Source organism: Streptacidiphilus sp. ASG 303, from assembly GCF_020991365.1.
Classification (GTDB): domain Bacteria; phylum Actinomycetota; class Actinomycetes; order Streptomycetales; family Streptomycetaceae; genus Peterkaempfera.
Genome location: NZ_JAJLRA010000027.1, coordinates 1 through 17,820, shown reverse-complemented (window position 1 = coordinate 17,820; position 17,820 = coordinate 1). Strand labels below are relative to the sequence as shown.

Genomic DNA, 17,820 nt, shown 5'->3' with positions numbered 1-17,820 from the left:
CCACGGCCCCGGCCCGCTCCATCCCCGCACACCCCGTACCGGAAGGACCCCGACACGATGACCGCCGCTCCCGACCTCGCACCCGCCTGGGCGCCCCCGTCCGAGCTGCTGCGCCGCACCCTGCGCCGCCACGCCTCCGGTGTGACCGTGGTGACCGTCCCCGGACCGGCGGGCTTCACCGCCACCTCCTTCACCTCCGTCTCCCTGGAGCCGGCCCTGGTCTCCTTCTGCCTCTCCTCGACCGCCTCGACCGCCCCGGCCGTCCGCACGGCCGAGGTCTTCGCCGTGCACGTGCTGGGAGCCGGTCAGGAGGACCTCGCCCGCGCCTTCGCCCGCAGCGGGGCGGACCGGTTCGCCGGGGTGGACTGGACGCCCGCCGCGGGCGGCGTCCCGCTGCTCGCCGGGGTGCCGGCCTGGCTCACCGCCCGGCCGGAGCTGATCCGGGAGGTCGGCGACCACCTCCTCGTGGTCGGCCGGGTCCTGGACGCGGGCGGACCGGCCGACGCCGCCCCGCTCATCCACCACGACGGCGGTTTCGGCACCTTCGCCGCCCTGCCGGACCGGGAGGGGTGAGGCCCGCGCCGTGCCCCGGCCGCCTGGAGGACGACCGCGCCCGCCGGATCGCGGGGGAGCGCGGGGGCGCGTTGACGCCCCCCGGCGGGGCTGCCACCCTTCTCCCGTGAGCCAGTCCGAGGACCTCGCCGCGCGCCTGCACGTCGACCTGTGCCGTCAGGCCGGCGCGCTCTGTCCCTGCGCTCGCTGACCGGTACGGCGGCCCCGGCGGCCGCCGGGAGCCGCGGCCGACACCGTTGCTGACGGCCGGTCACCGGTGCCGTTCCGTGCCCCGTGCTCCGCGTCCCGTCCGTGCGAGCGTTGCCCGGCGCCGGTGCCGGTGCCGGTCCCGCCCGCCGCGCCCGCGCCGCCCACCGCGCCTGCACCGCCCGCCGTGTCCGCCGCGTCCGGTCGGCCGTTCCGTGCCGCGATGCCTCCCCCCACTTCCCAGGAGACCTCCCTGTGACCTCGCTCCTCGTTCTGTCGGGCAGCCGACCGGCCGCCGTGCCGACCGCGCTGGTCGCCGAGCACATCGCCGTGCGCCTGTCGCTCACCGGCTTCGACGTCGAGCACCTCGACCTCCGCCGGCTGCCGCCCGACCAGCTGCTCGGCGCGGAGGGGCCTGCGCTGGAGGAGGCGACGGCCCGCGTCGCCGCCGCCCGCGGACTCATCATCGCCAGCGCCGTGCACGCCTCGTCCTACACCGGGCTCCTCAAGGCGTTCCTGGACGTCCTGCCCCTGGGCGCCCTCGCGGGCAAGACGGTCCTGCCGCTGGCGACCGGTGCCGGGCCGGAGGACTCCCTCGCCCTGGACTACGCGCTCCGCCCCGTCCTGGCCGCCCTGGGCGCCCGCCACGTCGTCGCCGGCTGCTTCCTGCCCGACGGCGCCGTCGGGCCCGCCGGCGCGGAGGGCGCGGCGCTCCTCGAGCCCGGGGCGGAGCTGCGTCTCTTCCAGGCCGTGGACGAGTTCATCCAGTCCCTCCCGGTGAGTCCGCTCGCCGCCTGGGCCGAATGACCGGACGCGGCTCTCCTCCGGGTTCCCGGCCGCTCCCGACGTCCCGGTGGGGCCGCGCTGCCGTTTCCTCCCGCACGCCCCGCCGCGGTCCGGCCCTGTCCGACGCAGCCCGGCCCCGGTGCGGGCCGTGGGTCCCGTCCTCCCGTTCCAGGAAGGCAGAGTGACGTCCGGTCGGCCACCCGTCCCACATGTCGATCACGCGTTCACCCGCGACCTGATCGTGTGTATAGTCCCGGCCCATGGGACACCCCGTCGCGCTTGTCAGGCGCCCGCACGTCGACCTGCTCCGGGTCGCAGCGGCGCTCTGTAGCTGACCCCGCGGCACGACTCCGCGTCCCCTCCGCGCGTCTCCTTCCCCGCGCGTCTCCTTCTGCCGGCGCCCCGCCAGGGACCGGCCCCCCGCACCCTCCGCCGCCCCGCCGCACGCAGCCCCGGCACGCCCACCGCCGTGCCCGGCCCGCCGCGCGCGCCGCCACGGCGCCCCCCTCCAGGATTGCGAGCCCCCATGGCCGTGCGCCTGCACTGGTTCCTGCCCACCACCGGCGACGACCGCTCCGTCGTCGGCGTCACCTCCCGCGACTCCCTCCAGTCGCGCACCACCTCCCGTCCGCCGAGCCTCGACTACCTCACCCAGGTCGCCCTGGCCGCCGAGTCCGCCGGGTTCGAGGCCGTGCTCACCCCCACCGGCAGCGACTGCGAGGACGCCTGGCTCACCACCGCCGCCCTCGCCTCCCGCACGACCCGGCTGAAGTTCCTCATCGCCTTCCGGCCCGGGACCGTCGCGCCGCCGCTGGCCGCGCAGATGGCCGCGACCCACCAGCGGCTGTCCGGGGGCCGTCTGCTGCTGAACGTCGTCACCGGCAGCGACGCCGACGAGCAGCGCGCCTACGGCGACTGGCTCGACCACGACGCCCGCTACGCCCGCACCGACGAGTTCCTCACCCTCCTGCGCCGGGCCTGGACCGGCGAGCCCTACGACTTCGACGGCGCGCACTACCGGGTCGCGGCGGGCCGCCTGCGCCGGCCGCCGGCCGAGGCACCGCCGGTGTTCTTCGGCGGCTCCTCCGCCGCCGCCCTGCCCGTCGCGGCCCGCCACGCCGACACCTACCTCACCTGGGGGGAGCCGCCCGCCGCCGTGGCCGCGAAGATCTCGGCCGTCCGGGAGGCGGCGGCCCGCCTGGGCCGCTCCCCGTCCTTCGGGATCCGCCTGCACGTCATCACCCGCGACACCGCCGACGAGGCGTGGGCCGAGGCCGACCGGCTGCTCGCCGCGCTGGACCCCGCCGACATCGCCGCCGCCCACGCCCGCTTCCGCTCCTCGGAGTCCGCCGGCCAGCGCGCCATGGCCGCCCTGAGCGGCGGCAGCACCGACCGGCTGGAGGTCCACCCGAACCTGTGGGCCGGGTTCGGCCTGGTCCGGCCCGGGGCCGGGACGGCGCTCGTCGGCAGCCACGAGCAGGTCGCCGACCGCATCGCGGAGTACGCGGCCCTGGGCATCGAGCACGTCATCCTCTCCGGTCAGCCGCACCTGGAGGAGGCCGTCCGCTTCGGCGAGTGCGTCCGCCCGGTCCTGGCGGCCCGCGGCCTGCTCGCCGACGTCCCCGCCCACGCCACCGCCTGACCCGCGGCCCCTCCGCCCCTCCTCCGCCGCTCCTCCGCCGCGGCCCCGCCGGACCGCCCCGGGCACCCGGCGCGGTTCCGCACGCCCGCATCCGCGGCCCTGCCCCAGCCTCCGACCCCGCCCGATCCCCGCCCCTCCGTGAAAGGACCCACACCACCATGAACGCCCTCGACCGCAGGTCCGCCCTGCGCCTGCTCGCCGGCACCGGACTCGCTCTCACCGCCGCGGCCTGCGCCGGACCCGGCGGCGGACCGGACGCCCCGCGCGCAGCCGACCCCTCCTCCGGCCCCGCCACCTCCGGCCCGGTGAAGGGCACCGTCTCCTTCGCCCACTGGCGCGCCGAGGACAAGGCGGTCCTCGCCCGCCTCACCGCGGCCTTCTCCCGCCTCCACCCCGGCACGGACGTCCGCCAGGACGTCACGCCCTCCGCCGACTACCAGTCCACCGCCCTGCGGCGCATCCGCGGCGCCCGCTCCGGCGACCTCTTCACCGCCTTCCGCGGCGCCCAGTTCCAGCAGCTGGTGAAGGCGGGCGTGTACGCCCCGCTGACCGGCACCCCCGTCCTGCGCCGCTACCAGGACGCCCTGACCGCGCCCGGCGCCCAGGGCGGGGTGCAGTACGGGCTGCCCTACCAGCTGGTCTTCAACACCCCGCTCGCCAACACCGACGCCCTCGACCGGGCCGGGCACACCGCCGCGCCGCGCGACTGGGACGGGTTCCTCCAGCTCCTCGACGACCTGAAGGCCAAGGGGTACACCCCGCTGGCCTGGCCCGGCGGCGACGCCGCGAACGCCGGACAGCTCCTCAACACCATGGTGATGAACAACCTGCCCGAGCCGGACGCCTTCGCCGGCATCGAGACCGGCCGTCACCGCGTCACCGACGACTGGTTCCTCACCACCCTGCGCCAGTACGCGCAGCTGCGCCCCTACCTCCAGCCCCGGGCCGCCGCCTCCGACGCCGACGCCACCCTGAGGCTGTTCGCCCAGGGCCGGGCCGGGCTGCTGGCCACCGGCTCCTTCCAGACAGCAGCGGCGCGGGCCCTCGGCGCCCGCTTCCCGGTCGACCTGGTCGCGCCGATCACCACCGCCGCCGGCCGGGCCCGGTACGAGGGCGTGTTCAACGCCACCTTCATCCTGGGCGTCAACAACGCCTCCTCCGTGCAGCCCGCCGCCTACGCCCTCCTGGAGTTCCTCAGCGAGCCGCGCAACGCCGCCGCCTACGCGGACGGCACCGGCCAGCACGTCACCGTCGCCGGCGTCGAGTACACCAACCCCGACCTGAAGGCGCTCGCCCCCTGGCTCACCCGCCGGACCCTCCTGGCGCCCCGCTTCCAGTTCCTCGACCTGGACATCCGCAGCGCCGTGGAGAACGCCACGGTGGCGGTGGTCCGCGGCACCGACCCCCACCAGGCGGCGGAGGAGGCCCAGCGTGTCATCGACCAGAAGCGGGCGTGACCGGCGCCGGCCGGGGCTGGTCTGGCTCTTCCCGCTGCCGGCCCTCGCCCTGTCCGGGTTCCTCTTCCTGTACCCGGTGCTCCAGTCCTTCCGGTACGCGCTCACCGACTGGGACGGCTACAGCGCCTCCTACCGCGACATCGGCCCGGCGAACCTCGTCCGTCTCGCCACCGGCGACGACCTCTTCCACCACGCGGCCGCCAACACCTTCCGGCTGACCGCGGCCGTGGTGCTCGTCCAGACCGCGCTGGCGCTGCTGCTGGCGCTGCTGCTGGTCCGCACCACCCCGATGTCGGTGCTGCTGAGGGCCCTGTTCTTCCTGCCCGCCGTGCTGTCCTCGGTCTCCGTCGCCTTCGTGTGGCGCTTCGTGTACGAGCCCGGCGGCGGCCTGCTGGACACGGCGCTGCGCGCAGTCGGCCTGGGCGGCGTGCAGCCGCTGTACCTCGGCGACCCCGGGCACGCGGTCTACTGGCTCGCCCTCACCCAGGTGTGGTTCCACGCGGGCCAGATGACGGTCGTCTTCGTCGCCGGCCTCCAGGCGATCCCGCGCGAGTACCACGAGGCGGCGGCCCTGGACGGCGCCGGCCGCCTGGCCCGCTTCCGCCACGTCACCTGGCCCCTGCTGGCGCCCGCGGCGGCGATCGTCGCCGCCTACACCACCGTCCAGTCCTTCAAGGCCTTCGACCTGGTGCTCGGCCTCGGCGGCAACCCGCCGGGCCCCGGCCTCGACCTGCTCTCCACCCGCATCTACACCACCTTCTCCGACGACCGCTTCGGGTACGCGGCCGCCGAGTCCCTGGTCTTCATGGCCTTCGTCCTGCTGCTGACGTGGGTTCAGCGCCGCGCGCTGGGAGGGGGACAGCCGTGACGTCCCGGGCCCTGCGCGCCGCCTGCCTCGCCGCCGCCGCGGCCGCCGTCGTGCTGCCGCTGCTCGTGGTGGGCTTCGGCGCCCTCAAGACCCTGCCGCAGCTCTTCGCGCACCCGCTCGCCCCACCGCTCCACCCGACGCTGGACAACTACCGCCGGGCGGTGGGGGAGGGCGGCCTCGGACCCGCCTTCGCCCACAGCCTGGCCGTCACCGGGGGAGCGGTGCTGCTCACCCTCGCACTCGCCGTCCCCGCCGCGTTCTTCTGCGCGCGGGTCCCCGGCCGCGCCTCCTGGGCGGTCTTCGCGGTCCTCGTGGCCGGCCTCGCCGTGCCCGCGCAGGCGGCGGTCGTCCCCCAGTACGTCCTCTTCGACCGGCTGGGGCTCACCGACAGCCTCACGGGCCTCGTCCTGGCCGACACCGTGGCGACGCTGCCCACGGCCGTGTTCCTCCTGGGCGGCTTCCTGCGCGGCGTCCCCGGGGAGCTGTACGAGGCCGCCGCGCTGGACGGGGCGGGACCGGTGCGGTCGCTGGTCTCCGTGGCCCTGCCCCTGTCGCGTCCCGCGCTCGCCACGACGGCGGTCTTCCTGTGCGTCATGGACTGGAACGACCTGCTGTATCCGCTGCTGTTCGTCCGCACGCCGGGGGCGCGCACGCTCCCGCTGGCGCTGCTGGACTTCCAGGGGGAGTTCCTCACCGACTACCCGGTGCTCTTCGCCGGCGTGGCCGTGTCCTCCCTGCCCGTCGTGGCGGCGTACGTCCTCCTCCAGCGGCACTTCGTCGCGGGGCTCACCGCCGGGGCGGTGCGCGGGTGACCGGCCGCCCTGCGGCCTCCGGCGACCGCGTACCCGACGGCCCGTCACCGCGCCTGCCGTCCGGTTGCGCCGCCGGGCCGCGGCGCGGGGGCGGCGGATGCACCGAACCGCTGGTACCGGAACCGCGGCTGTGGTTCCCTGGGACCATGACGCCCCTCGTGACCCGCCGCCACGTGGACTACGGCCGCGTCACCAGCACGGGCTGTCCCGCCGCCCGCTGACCTCGGCGCCCCGCCCCTGACCGCCCGCCACGGCGGCCGGGCCGCGCATCCCGCACCCCGTCTCCGCCGCGCCCGTCCGGCGCGCGCCCCGCCGTGCCCGCCTGCCCGTGGCGTACGCGGCGCACGCCCCCGTACCCCCGTACGCGGCCGCCCCTCCGCGCCGTGCCGCGCCCACCGTCCCGGAGAGAGCCATGAGCCAGACCCCCGACACCGCTGCCGACACCACCGCTGCCGCCGCTCCGGACACCGCCGCCCCGGACACCGCCGAGACCCCCCGCGCGGCCGACGCCGCCCCCGGCTGGTCCTTCGAGACCCGGCAGGTCCACGCCGGCGCCGCCCCCGACCCGGCGACCGGCGCACGGGCCGTCCCGATCTACCAGACGACGTCGTTCGTCTTCCGCGACACCCGCCACGCCGCCGACCTCTTCTCCCTCGCCGAGCCCGGCAACATCTACACCCGCATCCACAACCCCACCCAGGACGTCCTCGAGCAGCGCATCGCCTCCCTGGAGGGCGGCGTCGCCGCGGTGGCACTCGCCTCCGGCCAGGCCGCGGAGACCCTCGCCCTCCTAAACCTGGCCCGCGCGGGCGACCACGTCGTCTCCAGCGCCTCCCTGTACGGCGGCACGTACAACCTCCTGCGCCACACGCTCCCCAGGTTCGGCATCGAGGTGTCCTTCGTCGAGGACCCCGACGACCTCGACGCCTGGCGGGCCGCCGTCCGCCCCCGCACCAAGGCCCTGTTCGCCGAGACGCTGGGCAACCCCCGCGGCAACGTCCTGGACGTGCGGGGCGTGGCCGACGTCGCCCACGCCGCCGGCGTCCCGCTCGTCGTCGACAACACCGTGCCCACGCCCTACCTGCTGCGGCCGGCCGAGCACGGCGCCGACGTCGTCGTCCACTCGGCGACGAAGTTCCTCGGCGGCCACGGCACCACCATCGGCGGCGTCGTGGTCGACGCCGGCACCTTCGACTTCGGCGCCCACCCCGACCGCTTCCCCGACTTCAGCGAGCCCGACCCCAGCTACCACGGCCTGCGGTACTGGCCCGCCCTCGGCCCCGGCGCCTACGCCGCCAAGCTGCGGGTGCAGCTGCTGCGCGACCTCGGCCCCGCCATCGCCCCCCACTCCGCCTTCCTGCTGCTCCAGGGCGTCGATACGCTCAGCCTGCGCCTGGAGCGCCACACGGCCAACGCCCAGGCGCTCGCCGAGTGGCTGGAGCAGCGCGACGAGGTCGCCGCGGTCCACTACCCGGGCCTGCCCTCCAGCCGCTGGTACGGGGCGGCCCGCCGCTACCTGCCGCGCGGCGCCGGCGCGGTGCTCTCCTTCGAGCTGCGCGACGGCGTCGAGGCGGGCCGGCGGTTCGTGGACGCCGTGGAGCTCTTCAGCCACCTCGCCAACATCGGCGACGTGCGCAGCCTCATCATCCACCCGGCGTCCACCACCCACAGCCAGCTCGACGCCGAGCAGCTGGCCGCGACCGGCACCGCGCCCGGACTGGTGCGCCTGTCCGTCGGCATCGAGAACCTCGCCGACCTCAGGGCCGACCTGGAGGCCGGCTTCCGCGCGGCGAAGGGCGCGTCCTGAACGCCGCCCCCGCCGCCGCGCCCGGCGCGCTCCGCCCCCTCCCGCCGGCCTCCGGGGCCTGGCAGGAGGGGGACCCGCCGGGCCGCCGGCGGTGGTACGTGCGGGAGCGGCCGCTCGCCCTGGAGTGCGGCGACGCGCTGCCCGGCGTGCGGCTCGCCTACGAGACCTGGGGGCGGCCGGCCCCCGACCGGTCCAACGCGGTCCTCCTGCTGCACGCCCTCACCGGCGACAGCCACGCCGCCGGCGCGGCCGGCCCCGGCCACCCCACCCCCGGCTGGTGGGACGGGCTGGTCGGGCCCGGCCTCCCCCTCGACACCGACCGGTGGTTCGTGGTGGCGCCCAACGTGGTCGGCGGCTGCCAGGGCAGCACCGGTCCCGCCTCCCGCCGCCCCGACGGGCGGCGGTGGGGCGGGTCCTTCCCCCGGCTCACGCAGCGCGACCAGGTGGCGGCCGAGGCCGGGCTCGCCGACGCCCTCGGCGTCGACCGCTGGGCCCTGGTCGCCGGCGGCTCCATGGGCGGGATGCGCGCCCTGGAGTGGGCCGTGTCCCGGCCGGAGCGCGTCCGGCGGCTGCTGCTCCTCGCCTCCACGGCGGCCTCCGGCGCCGAGCAGGTCGCCTGGGCCGGCGTGCAGCTGCGGGCCGTCCGCTCCGACCCCGGCTGGCGCGGCGGCGACTACCACGACGCGCCGCCCGGGCAGGGCCCGCACGCCGGACTGGGCCTCGCACGCCGGATCGCCCAGCTCACCTACCGCAGCGCACCCGAACTGGAGGCCCGGTTCGGCCGGCACCCCCAGGACGGCGAGGACCCCCGCGACGGCGGCCGGTACCGGGTGGAGTCGTACCTCGACCACCACGCCGACAAGCTCGTCCGGCGCTTCGACGCCGGCAGCTACGTGGCGCTGACCGAGGCGATGAACGGCCACGACGTCGGCCGCGGCCGCGGCGGCGCGGCGGCCGCGCTGCGCCGGATCCGCGCCGACACGCTCGTGGCGGGGGTCTCCACCGACCGCCTGTACCCGCTGGAGCAGCAGGCCCGGCTCGCGGCCGGCATCGCGGGGGCCGACGCGGTGCGCGTCGTCGACTCCCCCCACGGGCACGACGGCTTCCTGGTCGAGACCGGGCAGGTCGGCGCGCTCGTGCGCGAGCTCCTGGGCGGGGGGGTGCCTCTATGTCTTTCGTCAAGCGAGGCGTGGGGTTCTGGGCTGGTAGAAGGTGCCGTCGCGGAGCATCGCGAACAGCACGCTGATGCGGTGGCGGGCCAGGCGGAGGAGGGCCTGGGTGTGGGTCTTGCCGCGGGCCCGGCATCGGTCGTAGTAGGTGCGGGAGGCGGGGTCGTGCAAGGCGGCGAACGCGGACAGGAACATGGCCCGTTTGAGCTGCCGGTTGCCGCCTCTGGGTGCGTGTTCGCCGTGGATCGAGGTCCCCGACGACTTGGTCGTCGGGGCGAGGCCGGCGTAGGAGGCGAGGTGGGCGGCGGTGGGGAAGCTGGTGCCGTCGCCGACGGTGACCAGCAAGGTGGCGGCGGTCCTGACCGCGACCCCCGGAATCGAGGTCAGGACCGCGGAAAGAGGGTGGGCCTCGAGCAGCTGTCCGATCTGTGCTTCCAGGGCCCGGCGCTGTTCGTGGACGGCGGCGAGCGAACGGGCCAGGGACGGGATCACGACGTCGAGGGTGCCGGTGCCCGGGACCACGACGGTCTGCTCGTCGAGGGCGTCGAAGACCTCGTCGATCAGCCGGGCGGCCATGCGCGGGGCCTTGGGCCTGATCGCTTCGATGAGTCTGCGGCGACCGGCCTTTCGCAGTGCAGCGGGGGAGCCGTAGCGCTCCAGCAGCCAGGTCACGGCCTGGTGGTCCAGGCGCGGCCCGAGGACGCGCTCCAGGCTGGGGTGGAACTGGGTGAGCAGGCCGCGGATCCGGTTGGAGGTGCGGGTGGCCTCGGCCGCCAGGTCCTGGTCGAAGCCGACCAGCACGGTCAGCTCGGCGGTGATCTCGTCGGTCACCTCCAGCGAGCGCAGGGTGTGCGGCATCGTGCGAGCCGCGTCCGCGATCACCGCGGCGTCCTTCGCGTCGGTCTTCGCCTCGCCCGGGTAGAGGTCGGCGATCCGCCGCATGGACAGGCCGGGCAGGTAGGCGACCTTGCAGCCGGCGTCCCGGGCGACCGTCAGGGGGAGGGCGCCGATCGAGGCGGGCTGGTCCACGATCACCAGCACGGTGCCGAACTTCGTGGCCAGCTTGTCGAAGACGGCCCGCAGCTTCGGCTCGCTGTTGGGCAGCTGCTTGTCGAAGACCTTCTTGCCGGCCGGGGTGAGCCCGTGCCCGTGGTGGGCGCTCTTGCCGACGTCCAGGCCGAGGAAGACGCCCACGTCGTCGATGTCGTACAACCCATCCTCCCGAACCGGGTTCGTGTGGTGCTGGCCAGGGCGTTGGCGTCGTATGCGCGCATCCACGTTATGCAGACCTGCCGCCCGGGTGCGGCCGGGCATTGCGCCTGGCCGGGCGGTGGTCAGACCTCTCATCAGCGTCTCCAACGACGCCTCTCGGGCCCGGTGACACCACCCCCCAGGTCATCCGATCGACAGGGGGGAACAGTCATGCCGGGCCCGGAGGCCAGCGGTCCCCTTGCGGGACCGCGAAGAAGATAACGGGGGGTGACCGCCGTGCCGCGGCGCCGGGGCCCGCCGGCCGGGCCCGGCCTGCTCCGGCCGCCCCCTGGCCGCTCCGTCCGGGCCGGGGAGGCCGCACGCCCCGCCCCACGCGGTGCCGCCCTCCCTCCGCGCCCTCCGTCCCCCCGCGGCCCCACGCGCCCCCCCGCGGCCCCACGCTGCCGCGGGGGCCTCAGCCGTGTCCGGAAACGGCGTCAGAACGCTCTCCCACCAGCGGTTTCCGTCCGTTCCGGCATGCGGGACGCGGGGTTGACACGCCGGAGAGCCGCTCCCTAACGTACGGCCCACAACGGTCATGAGCGTCAGCGACAAGCCCTGGCTCGCTGGCCGGCAACCCTCCACCGCGGCGGGGTGCCCCAGGTGATGACCCGACCGACGGCTCGGTAAGCGCGACGCCCTTGCGGCAGAACGGTGACGGTGGCAGCGATGGACGCAGGACCGGGGACGGCCGCCCGGCGGCGCCACGGCCGCGTCGACGCCTACCTGGACCGCTGCGTCGACCTGCTGCGCGTGTGCAGCGCCCTCTGTAGCACCGTCTCCTAGCGCCTCCCGCGCCGCCGCCGGGCCCCCGGCCCGCCGGGTGCGCCCGGCCAGGGCCGGCACCCGTCCTGCGGTACGGGCCGCCGTACCGGCGGGCGCGCCGTGCGCCCGCACCCGGCGGCGCCCCCTTCCTCCCCACCGGTGCACCCCCTCCCGGGTGCGCCCCCGCCCCGCGCCCTGCGCGCGGCCCCCGATGCTGACGGACCGTCCCCACGGAGTCCCCCCATGAGCGAATCCCTCGGCACCGTCGTGCCCCCCGGCACGGCGCCGCCGCCCCCGCCGCCCCCTCCCGCCCCCGCCGCGCGGCGCGTCGTCCCGCTGCGGCACCCCCGGCGGTGGGCGGCCACCGCCGCCGTCCTCGTCGTCGCCGCCCAGGCCGCACACGGCCTGGCCACCAACCCCTTCTACCAGTGGGACCGCTTCGGGTACTGGTTCGCCCGGCCGGTCGTCCTCCAGGGGCTGGGCGTCACCCTGGAGGTCACCGCCTGGAGCGCCGTCCTGGGCCTGCTCGGCGGGGTCCTGCTCGCCCTGGGCAGGCTCTCCGCGAGCCCGGTGCTGCGGGCGGTCAGCTGGAGCTACATCTGGCTGTTCCGCTCCGTCCCGCTGATCGTGGTGCTGCTGTTCCTCTACAACTTCAGCGCGCTGTACCCCGTGCTGAGCGTGGGCGTGCCGTTCGGCCCCGCCTTCGCCACCTTCGACGAGTCGAGGCTGGCCGGCGACATGGCGGTCGCCGTCGTCGGCCTCAGCCTCAACGAGGCCGCGTACGCGGCGGAGGTGGTCCGCGCGGGCGTCCTCTCCGTCGACCAGGGCCAGCACGAGGCCGCCGCCGCGCTCGGCCTGCCGGCCTCCTACCGCTTCACCCGCATCGTCCTCCCGCAGGCCCTGCGCGCCGTCGTCCCGTCCTACGTCAACCAGCTGATCGGCCTCGTGAAGAGCACCTCGCTCGTCTTCTACGTCTCGCTGCTCGACGTCTTCGGCACGGTGCAGAGCCTCGGCAGCACCTACTCCGGCGACATCGTGCCCCTGCTGCTGGTCGCCACCGCCTGGTACGTGATCCTGACCAGCGCCGTCTCCGTCGTCCAGTACTACGTGGAGCGCCACTACGCGCGCGGCGCCGTGCGCTCCCTGCCGCCGACGCCGCTGCAGCGGCTGCGGGCCGGGTTCGCCGCCGCGGGTGCCCGGCTCCGGAAGGAGGCGGCGGCATGACCGGCACGGCAGCGGCAGCCCCCGTGCGGCCGGCGGCGGTAGAGGTGCACGACGTGCACAAATCCTACGGCTCCCGGCGGGTGCTGGACGGTGTGAGCCTCACGGTGCGGCCCGGGGAGGTGACCGTCGTCCTCGGCCCCTCCGGCTCGGGAAAGTCCACCCTGCTCCGGGTCGTCAACCACCTGGAGCGGCCGGAGTCCGGGTACGTCAGCCTCAACGGCGAGCCGATCGGTGTGCGCCCGCACCGCGGGCACTTCAAGGAGCTGAGCGAGCGGGCCATCCTCGAGCAGCGCCGCCGCATCGGCTTCGTCTTCCAGAACTTCAACCTCTTCCCCCACCTGACCGCGCTCGAGAACGTCGCCGCGGCCCCCGCCGCCACCGGGCAGCTGGACCGGGACGGCGCGCGGGAGCTCGCCCGCGGCCTGCTCGCCCGGGTCGGCCTCGCCGACCACGCCGACGCGTACCCGCGCCGGCTCTCCGGCGGCCAGCAGCAGCGCGTCGCCATCGCCCGGGCGCTCGCCCTCCGGCCCGGCCTCATCCTCTTCGACGAGCCCACCTCGGCGCTCGACCCCGAACTGGTCGGCGAGGTGCTGTCGGTCATCAGGGACCTGGCCGCGGACGGCACCACCCTCGTCATCGTCACCCACGAGATCGGCTTCGCCCGCGAGGTCGCCGACCGCGTCGTCTTCCTCGACGAGGGCCGGATCCTCGAGGAGGGCCCGCCCGCCGAGGTCCTCGACCACCCGAGGCACCCGCGCACCCGCGCGTTCCTGAGCAAGGTCCTCTGACCCGGACCCGCTCCACCGACGGCCTCCCGCCGAACGCCCCCTTTCCCGCCCGACCCCTTCACAGAGGACAAGGACAGCCATGCCCAGACCCGGTCTCCGCACCCGCCCGCTCCGCGCCCGGATCCTCCGCGGCCTCGCCACCGCCACCGCGGCGGCCTCCCTCGCGACGGGCCTCGCCGCCTGCGGCGGCGGCGACTCCGTGACCGCCGCGTCCGACGGCGCCGCGTCCGACGGCACCGTGACGGTCGGCGCCCTCTCCAACGGCGCCGGCAAGGAGACCGTCCTCACGGTCGCCGCCGTGCCGTCGATCCGCGCGGAGCTGCCGAAGAAGGTGCGCGACAGCGGCCGCCTCGCCATCGGCGTCGGCGCGCTCCCGGCGGGCTTCCCGCCGCTGGCGTTCGTCGGCACCGACCAGCGGACCCTCACCGGCTCCGAGCCCGACCTCGGGCGACTGGTCGCCGCGGTCCTCGGCCTCAAGCCGGTGCTGTCCAACGCCACCTGGGAGAACATGTTCGTCGGCCTCGACAGCGGCCGGACCGACGTCGCCTTCGCCAACGTCACCGACACCGAGCAGCGCAAGCTGAAGTACGACTTCGCCTCCTACCGCAAGGACAACCTGGGGTTCGAGGTCCTCCGCAGCAGCACCTGGGACTTCCGCGGCGACTACCGCGCCCTCGCCGGCCGGACCGTCGCCGTCGGCCGCGGCACCAACCAGGAGAAGATCCTCCTCACCTGGCAGGAGAAGCTCAGGGCCGAGGGCAGGCAGCTGACCGTCAAGTACTTCCCCGACAACAACAGCACCTGGCTCGCGCTGGACGGCGGGAAGATCGACGCCTACTTCGGTCCCAACCCCGACATCGCCTACCACATCCGCCAGGACGCCGGCACCGCCCACCCCACGCGGAACGCCGGCACCTTCTCCGGGGCCGGCGCGACCCTCCAGGGCCTCATCGCCGCCACCACGAAGAAGGACAGCGGGCTCGCCAGGCCGATCGCGGACGCGATCGACCACCTCATCAAGAACGGCCAGTACGCGCAGTGGCTGTCCGCCTGGAACCTCTCCAACGAGGGCGTCGACCGGTCCCTGGTCAACCCGCCCGGGCTACCGCTCGACAACTCCTGACATTTCGTCACGTATTTTCAGGGAAGTCGGCGGAGCGGCGGGCCCGGGCCCGCCCCGGGCCCGCCGCTCCCGCCCCGGACCCCTCCCTCCCGCCCCGTCCTCGCCGCCCCCGCCCGCCCCCGCTGCCGTTCCCCGACCCGGGGACGGCGGCCCCCGCCGATCAGGAAGGCCCCTCCCGTGTCCGCTCCCTCCCCCCTCCACCTGGCCGCCGCGCTGGACGGGGCCGGATGGCACCCGGCCGCCTGGCGCGAGCCCGCCTCCCGGCCCCGGGAGCTGTTCACCGCACGCTACTGGGCCGACCTCGTGGCCGAGGCCGAGCACGGACTGCTCGACTTCGTGACCTTCGAGGACGCCCTGGCCCCGCAGTCCTCCCGCCCCGACGGACCGGACGGGCGCACCGACCGGGTCCACGGACGCCTCGACGCGGTGCTGACCGCCGCCCGCGTCGCCCCGCTGACCCGGCACATCGGCCTGGTGCCCACCGTCACCGCGACCCACACCGAGCCGTTCCACCTCTCCAAGGCGGTCGCGACCCTCGACCACGTGAGCAACGGCCGCGCCGGCGTGCGCATCCGCGTCACCGCGAGGCCGGACGAGGCCGCGCACTTCGGACGCCGCACCTTCCCCGCCCCCGGCACCTCCGCCCCCACGGACAGCCCCGCCGCCGTGGCCGAGGAGCTGTGGGAGGAGGCCGCCGACTACGTCGAGGTGCTGCGCCGCCTCTGGGACAGCTGGGAGGACGACGCGGAGATCCGCGACGCCGCCACCGGCCGCTTCGTCGACCGCGACAAGCTGCACCACATCGACTTCGAGGGCCGCTTCTTCCGGGTGCGCGGCCCCTCGATCACCCCGCGTCCGCCGCAGGGCCTGCCCCCTGTCGCCGTGCCGCTCGACGGGCCCGCGTCCCTCCGGACGGCCGCCCGCTCCGCCGACCTGGTCCACGTCCCCGCCGACGACGCCGACCGGGTCCGCGACGCCGTCGCACGCCTGCGCGGCCTGCGGGACGCCGACGGGCCCCTGCACGTCCTCGGCGACCTCGCCGTCCTCCTGGACGAGACCGCCGCCGCGGCCGCGGACCGGCGCGCCCGCCTCGACGACCTGGACGGGCCACCCGTCGCCGACGGCATCCCCGTCTTCGCCGGCACCCCGGCCGGACTCGCCGACCTGCTGCTGGACCTGCGCGCCGCCGGACTGACCGGCTTCCGGCTGCACCCCGCGGTGCTCGGGCACGACCTGCCCGCCGTCACCCGCGGCCTGGTGCCCGAGCTCCAGTCGCGCGGCGCCTTCCGCACGGCGTACGGGGTCGGCACCCTGCGCGGACTGCTCGGCCTGCCCCGTCCCGCCAACCGCTACGCGGCCGCGGCCGCCCGATCCTGAGGGAGAGCCCGACCATGAGCAGGCCCGTGAAGCAGATCCACCTCGCCGCCCACTTCCCCGGCGTGAACAACACCACCGTGTGGAGCGACCCCAGGGCCGGCAGCCACATCGCGTTCGACTCCTTCGTCCACTTCGCCCGCACCGCGGAGCGCGCCAAGTTCGACTTCCTCTTCCTCGCGGAGGGACTGCGGCTGCGCGAGCAGAACGGGAGGATCTACGACCTCGACGTGGTGGGCCGCCCGGACACCTTCACCGTGCTGGCCGCCCTCGCCGCCGTCACCGACCGCCTCGGTCTGACCGGCACCATCAACTCCACCTTCAACGAGCCCTACGAGGTCGCCCGCCAGTTCGCCGCCCTCGACCACCTCTCTGCCGGGCGCTCCGCCTGGAACGTCGTCACCTCCTGGGACGCCTTCACCGGCGAGAACTTCCGCCGCGGCGGCTTCCTCCCGCAGGAGCAGCGCTACTCCCGCGCCAGGGAGTTCCTGGCCACCGCCAACGAGCTCTTCGACTCCTGGCGCGACGACGACCTCGCCGCCGACCCGGTGTCCGGGACCTTCCTGCGCGACGCCCGCGCCGGGGCGTTCGTCCACCGGGGCGAGCAGTTCGACATCCACGGGCGGTTCGACACCCCCCGCAGCCCCCAGGGCCGCCCGGTCGTCTTCCAGGCCGGCGACTCCGACGAGGGCCGGGAGTTCGCCGCGGCCGGCGCGGACGCCATCTTCAGCCGCTACGGCACCCTCGAGGAGGGGCGGGCGTTCTACGCCGACGTCAAGGGCCGCCTCGCCCGGTACGGACGCCGCCCCGACCAGCTGCTCATCCTGCCCGCCGCCACCTTCGTCCTCGGCGACACCGACGCCGAGGCCCAGGAGGCCGCCCGGGAGGTGCGCCGCCGGCAGGTCAGCGGCGCCACCGCCCTGCGCCACCTGGAGTTCGTCTGGAACCGCGACCTGTCCGCCTACGACCCCGACGGCCCCCTCCCCGACATCGACCCCGACCCGGGCGAGCACACCGTCGCCCAGGGCCGCGCCCAGGTGCGGATGTACCGCGACCGGCTGGCCACCGCCCGCGAGTGGCGGGAGCTCGCCGCGCAGAAGAACTGGTCCATCCGGGACCTGGTCATCGAGGCGGGCAACCGCCAGACCTTCGTCGGCTCCCCGGCGACGGTGGCCGCGTCGATCGACGCGCTGGTGCAGGCGGACGCCGCCGACGGCTTCATCCTCGTCCCGCACCTCACCCCCGGCGGCCTGGACGGGTTCGCCGACACCGTCGTCCCCCTGCTCCAGGAGCGCGGGGTCTTCCGCCACGACTACACCGGCTCCACCCTCCGCGACCACCTCGGCATCGACCGCCCCGCCGAACCCGGGGAGCGGCCGACGCCCTGACGGCCCGCCCCCGGCCTTCGGCAGGCCCCGCCGGGCGGCGACGAACAGGAGGCCGCCGAGAACCGCGATGCAGACCGTCACGGTCCGGGAGGGAGCTCACGGGCCCCCCGTGCCGGTGGGCGGCCGACCGGCCTGTTCCGGGCACCATGGCGTCCTCGGCGACGGCACAGCGGGGTACCGCGGGGTACGTCGAGTGACATCGGGGGACATCGGGGAGGCGGCGGACACCGCGCCGGGCCTGCGGCGACGCCCCCGGGCCTGGAGCCTCTCCCCTTCGGCCACTGCCGAAGGGGAGAGATCCTGGCCCAGGAGATCATGGCCGTCGGCCTCGACCTGCCTGACGGCACCGACCCGGCCCATGAGGCTGTACGACTGCGGATCACTCCCAGGAGCGCCCGATCGCCCGCTGTGGACACCGCGGCCGACGCCACACTGCTGCCGGTGCCGGACAGCTACGACGACAAGGGGTGCCAACAGGGCCTAGGCCGTGTCTGATAATTGATCTTGTGGTGGGTCGTGGTGAGTTGACGGATGCGGCGTGGGAGCGGATCGCGCCGCTGCTGCCGGGTGCCGACGGGCGGGGTCGTCCGTGGCGGGATCACCGGCA

General features: G+C 75.7%; 16 protein-coding genes, 1 pseudogene and 1 riboswitch. Of the genes and pseudogenes, 16 read left to right on the top strand and 1 reads right to left on the bottom strand.

Annotated features, from left to right (window positions below; all coding sequences use genetic code 11):
* Window positions 1-57 precede the first annotated feature (57 nt).
* The 10 genes and pseudogenes from LO771_RS24770 to LO771_RS24735 form a co-directional block, all read left to right on the top strand.
* Entirely contained in the window at window positions 58-573 is a 516-nt protein-coding gene (locus LO771_RS24770) for a flavin reductase family protein (protein WP_230746672.1), read from the top strand.
* A 10-nt stretch (window positions 574-583) separates the two neighbouring features.
* Entirely contained in the window at window positions 584-763 is a 180-nt protein-coding gene (locus tag LO771_RS31715) for a putative leader peptide (protein WP_374228233.1), read from the top strand.
* Between the two features lie 251 nt (window positions 764-1,014).
* The gene (locus tag LO771_RS24765) at window positions 1,015-1,566 is read left to right on the top strand and encodes an NAD(P)H-dependent oxidoreductase (RefSeq protein WP_230746671.1); all 552 of its coding nucleotides are present in this window, start codon (window positions 1,015-1,017) and stop codon (window positions 1,564-1,566) included.
* 239 nt (window positions 1,567-1,805) lie between these two features.
* Complete coding sequence (locus LO771_RS31710) at window positions 1,806-1,880, top strand: putative leader peptide (RefSeq protein WP_374228236.1); 75 nt, start codon at window positions 1,806-1,808, stop codon at window positions 1,878-1,880.
* A 191-nt stretch (window positions 1,881-2,071) separates the two neighbouring features.
* Window positions 2,072-3,187 carry an LLM class flavin-dependent oxidoreductase gene (locus tag LO771_RS24760; RefSeq protein WP_230746669.1) on the top strand — a complete coding sequence of 372 codons (1,116 nt, stop codon included), beginning with the start codon at window positions 2,072-2,074 and terminating at the stop codon, window positions 3,185-3,187.
* A 158-nt stretch (window positions 3,188-3,345) separates the two neighbouring features.
* On the top strand, window positions 3,346-4,644 hold the full coding sequence (locus LO771_RS24755) for an ABC transporter substrate-binding protein (protein ID WP_230746667.1): 1,299 nt from the start codon (window positions 3,346-3,348) through the stop codon (window positions 4,642-4,644).
* The gene (locus tag LO771_RS24750) at window positions 4,619-5,512 is read left to right on the top strand and encodes a carbohydrate ABC transporter permease (RefSeq protein ID WP_230746666.1); all 894 of its coding nucleotides are present in this window, start codon (window positions 4,619-4,621) and stop codon (window positions 5,510-5,512) included. Before LO771_RS24755 ends, LO771_RS24750 begins: the two co-directional genes overlap by 26 nt.
* Window positions 5,509-6,324 carry a carbohydrate ABC transporter permease gene (locus LO771_RS24745; RefSeq protein WP_230746665.1) on the top strand — a complete coding sequence of 272 codons (816 nt, stop codon included), beginning with the start codon at window positions 5,509-5,511 and terminating at the stop codon, window positions 6,322-6,324. The genes LO771_RS24750 and LO771_RS24745 overlap by 4 nt, the downstream gene beginning before the upstream one ends.
* A gap of 412 nt (window positions 6,325-6,736) precedes the next feature.
* Window positions 6,737-8,131 carry a bifunctional o-acetylhomoserine/o-acetylserine sulfhydrylase gene (locus tag LO771_RS24740; protein WP_230746664.1) on the top strand — a complete coding sequence of 465 codons (1,395 nt, stop codon included), beginning with the start codon at window positions 6,737-6,739 and terminating at the stop codon, window positions 8,129-8,131.
* Window positions 8,128-9,282 (top strand): annotated as a pseudogene (locus LO771_RS24735) (homoserine O-acetyltransferase); the annotation flags it as partial. The gene LO771_RS24740 and the pseudogene LO771_RS24735, both read left to right, overlap by 4 nt.
* 27 nt (window positions 9,283-9,309) lie before the next feature.
* On the opposite strand, the gene LO771_RS24730 reads toward LO771_RS24735, so the two are convergent.
* Window positions 9,310-10,512, bottom strand: coding sequence for an IS110 family transposase (locus tag LO771_RS24730; RefSeq protein ID WP_230746663.1), 1,203 nt, complete (start codon window positions 10,510-10,512; stop codon window positions 9,310-9,312).
* Between the two features lie 573 nt (window positions 10,513-11,085).
* Window positions 11,086-11,190, top strand: a riboswitch (SAM riboswitch).
* Between the two features lie 369 nt (window positions 11,191-11,559).
* On the opposite strand from LO771_RS24730, the gene LO771_RS24725 reads away from it, so the two are divergent.
* The 6 genes from LO771_RS24725 to LO771_RS31465 all read left to right on the top strand — a co-directional run.
* Window positions 11,560-12,540: an amino acid ABC transporter permease gene (locus LO771_RS24725; protein WP_230746662.1), complete on the top strand. Its 981-nt coding sequence runs from the start codon at window positions 11,560-11,562 to the stop codon at window positions 12,538-12,540.
* A complete protein-coding gene (locus tag LO771_RS24720) occupies window positions 12,537-13,328 on the top strand; it encodes an amino acid ABC transporter ATP-binding protein (RefSeq protein ID WP_230746661.1) in 792 nt (263 codons plus the stop codon). Before LO771_RS24725 ends, LO771_RS24720 begins: the two co-directional genes overlap by 4 nt.
* 79 nt (window positions 13,329-13,407) lie before the next feature.
* Window positions 13,408-14,451: a transporter substrate-binding domain-containing protein gene (locus LO771_RS24715; protein ID WP_230746660.1), complete on the top strand. Its 1,044-nt coding sequence runs from the start codon at window positions 13,408-13,410 to the stop codon at window positions 14,449-14,451.
* Window positions 14,452-14,628: 177 nt separating this feature from the next.
* Window positions 14,629-15,828 carry an LLM class flavin-dependent oxidoreductase gene (locus LO771_RS24710; RefSeq protein WP_230746658.1) on the top strand — a complete coding sequence of 400 codons (1,200 nt, stop codon included), beginning with the start codon at window positions 14,629-14,631 and terminating at the stop codon, window positions 15,826-15,828.
* 14 nt (window positions 15,829-15,842) lie between these two features.
* A complete protein-coding gene (locus LO771_RS24705; RefSeq protein ID WP_230746656.1) occupies window positions 15,843-17,213 on the top strand; it encodes an NtaA/DmoA family FMN-dependent monooxygenase in 1,371 nt (456 codons plus the stop codon).
* A 506-nt stretch (window positions 17,214-17,719) separates the two neighbouring features.
* The coding region (locus LO771_RS31465; RefSeq protein WP_374228235.1) for a transposase at window positions 17,720-17,820 on the top strand (101 nt) is incomplete at its 3' end.

Bases quoted from the DNA above. Each gene is read 5' to 3' on its own strand.
- LO771_RS24770 (WP_230746672.1), top strand. From the start codon at position 58: ATGACCGCCGCTCCCGACCTCGCACCCGCCTGGGCGCCCCCGTCCGAG.
- LO771_RS24760 (WP_230746669.1), top strand. From the start codon at position 2,072: ATGGCCGTGCGCCTGCACTGGTTCCTGCCCACCACCGGCGACGACCGC.
- LO771_RS24755 (WP_230746667.1), top strand. From the start codon at position 3,346: ATGAACGCCCTCGACCGCAGGTCCGCCCTGCGCCTGCTCGCCGGCACC.
- LO771_RS24740 (WP_230746664.1), top strand. From the start codon at position 6,737: ATGAGCCAGACCCCCGACACCGCTGCCGACACCACCGCTGCCGCCGCT.
- LO771_RS24725 (WP_230746662.1), top strand. From the start codon at position 11,560: ATGAGCGAATCCCTCGGCACCGTCGTGCCCCCCGGCACGGCGCCGCCG.
- LO771_RS24720 (WP_230746661.1), top strand. From the start codon at position 12,537: ATGACCGGCACGGCAGCGGCAGCCCCCGTGCGGCCGGCGGCGGTAGAG.
- LO771_RS24715 (WP_230746660.1), top strand. From the start codon at position 13,408: ATGCCCAGACCCGGTCTCCGCACCCGCCCGCTCCGCGCCCGGATCCTC.
- LO771_RS24705 (WP_230746656.1), top strand. From the start codon at position 15,843: ATGAGCAGGCCCGTGAAGCAGATCCACCTCGCCGCCCACTTCCCCGGC.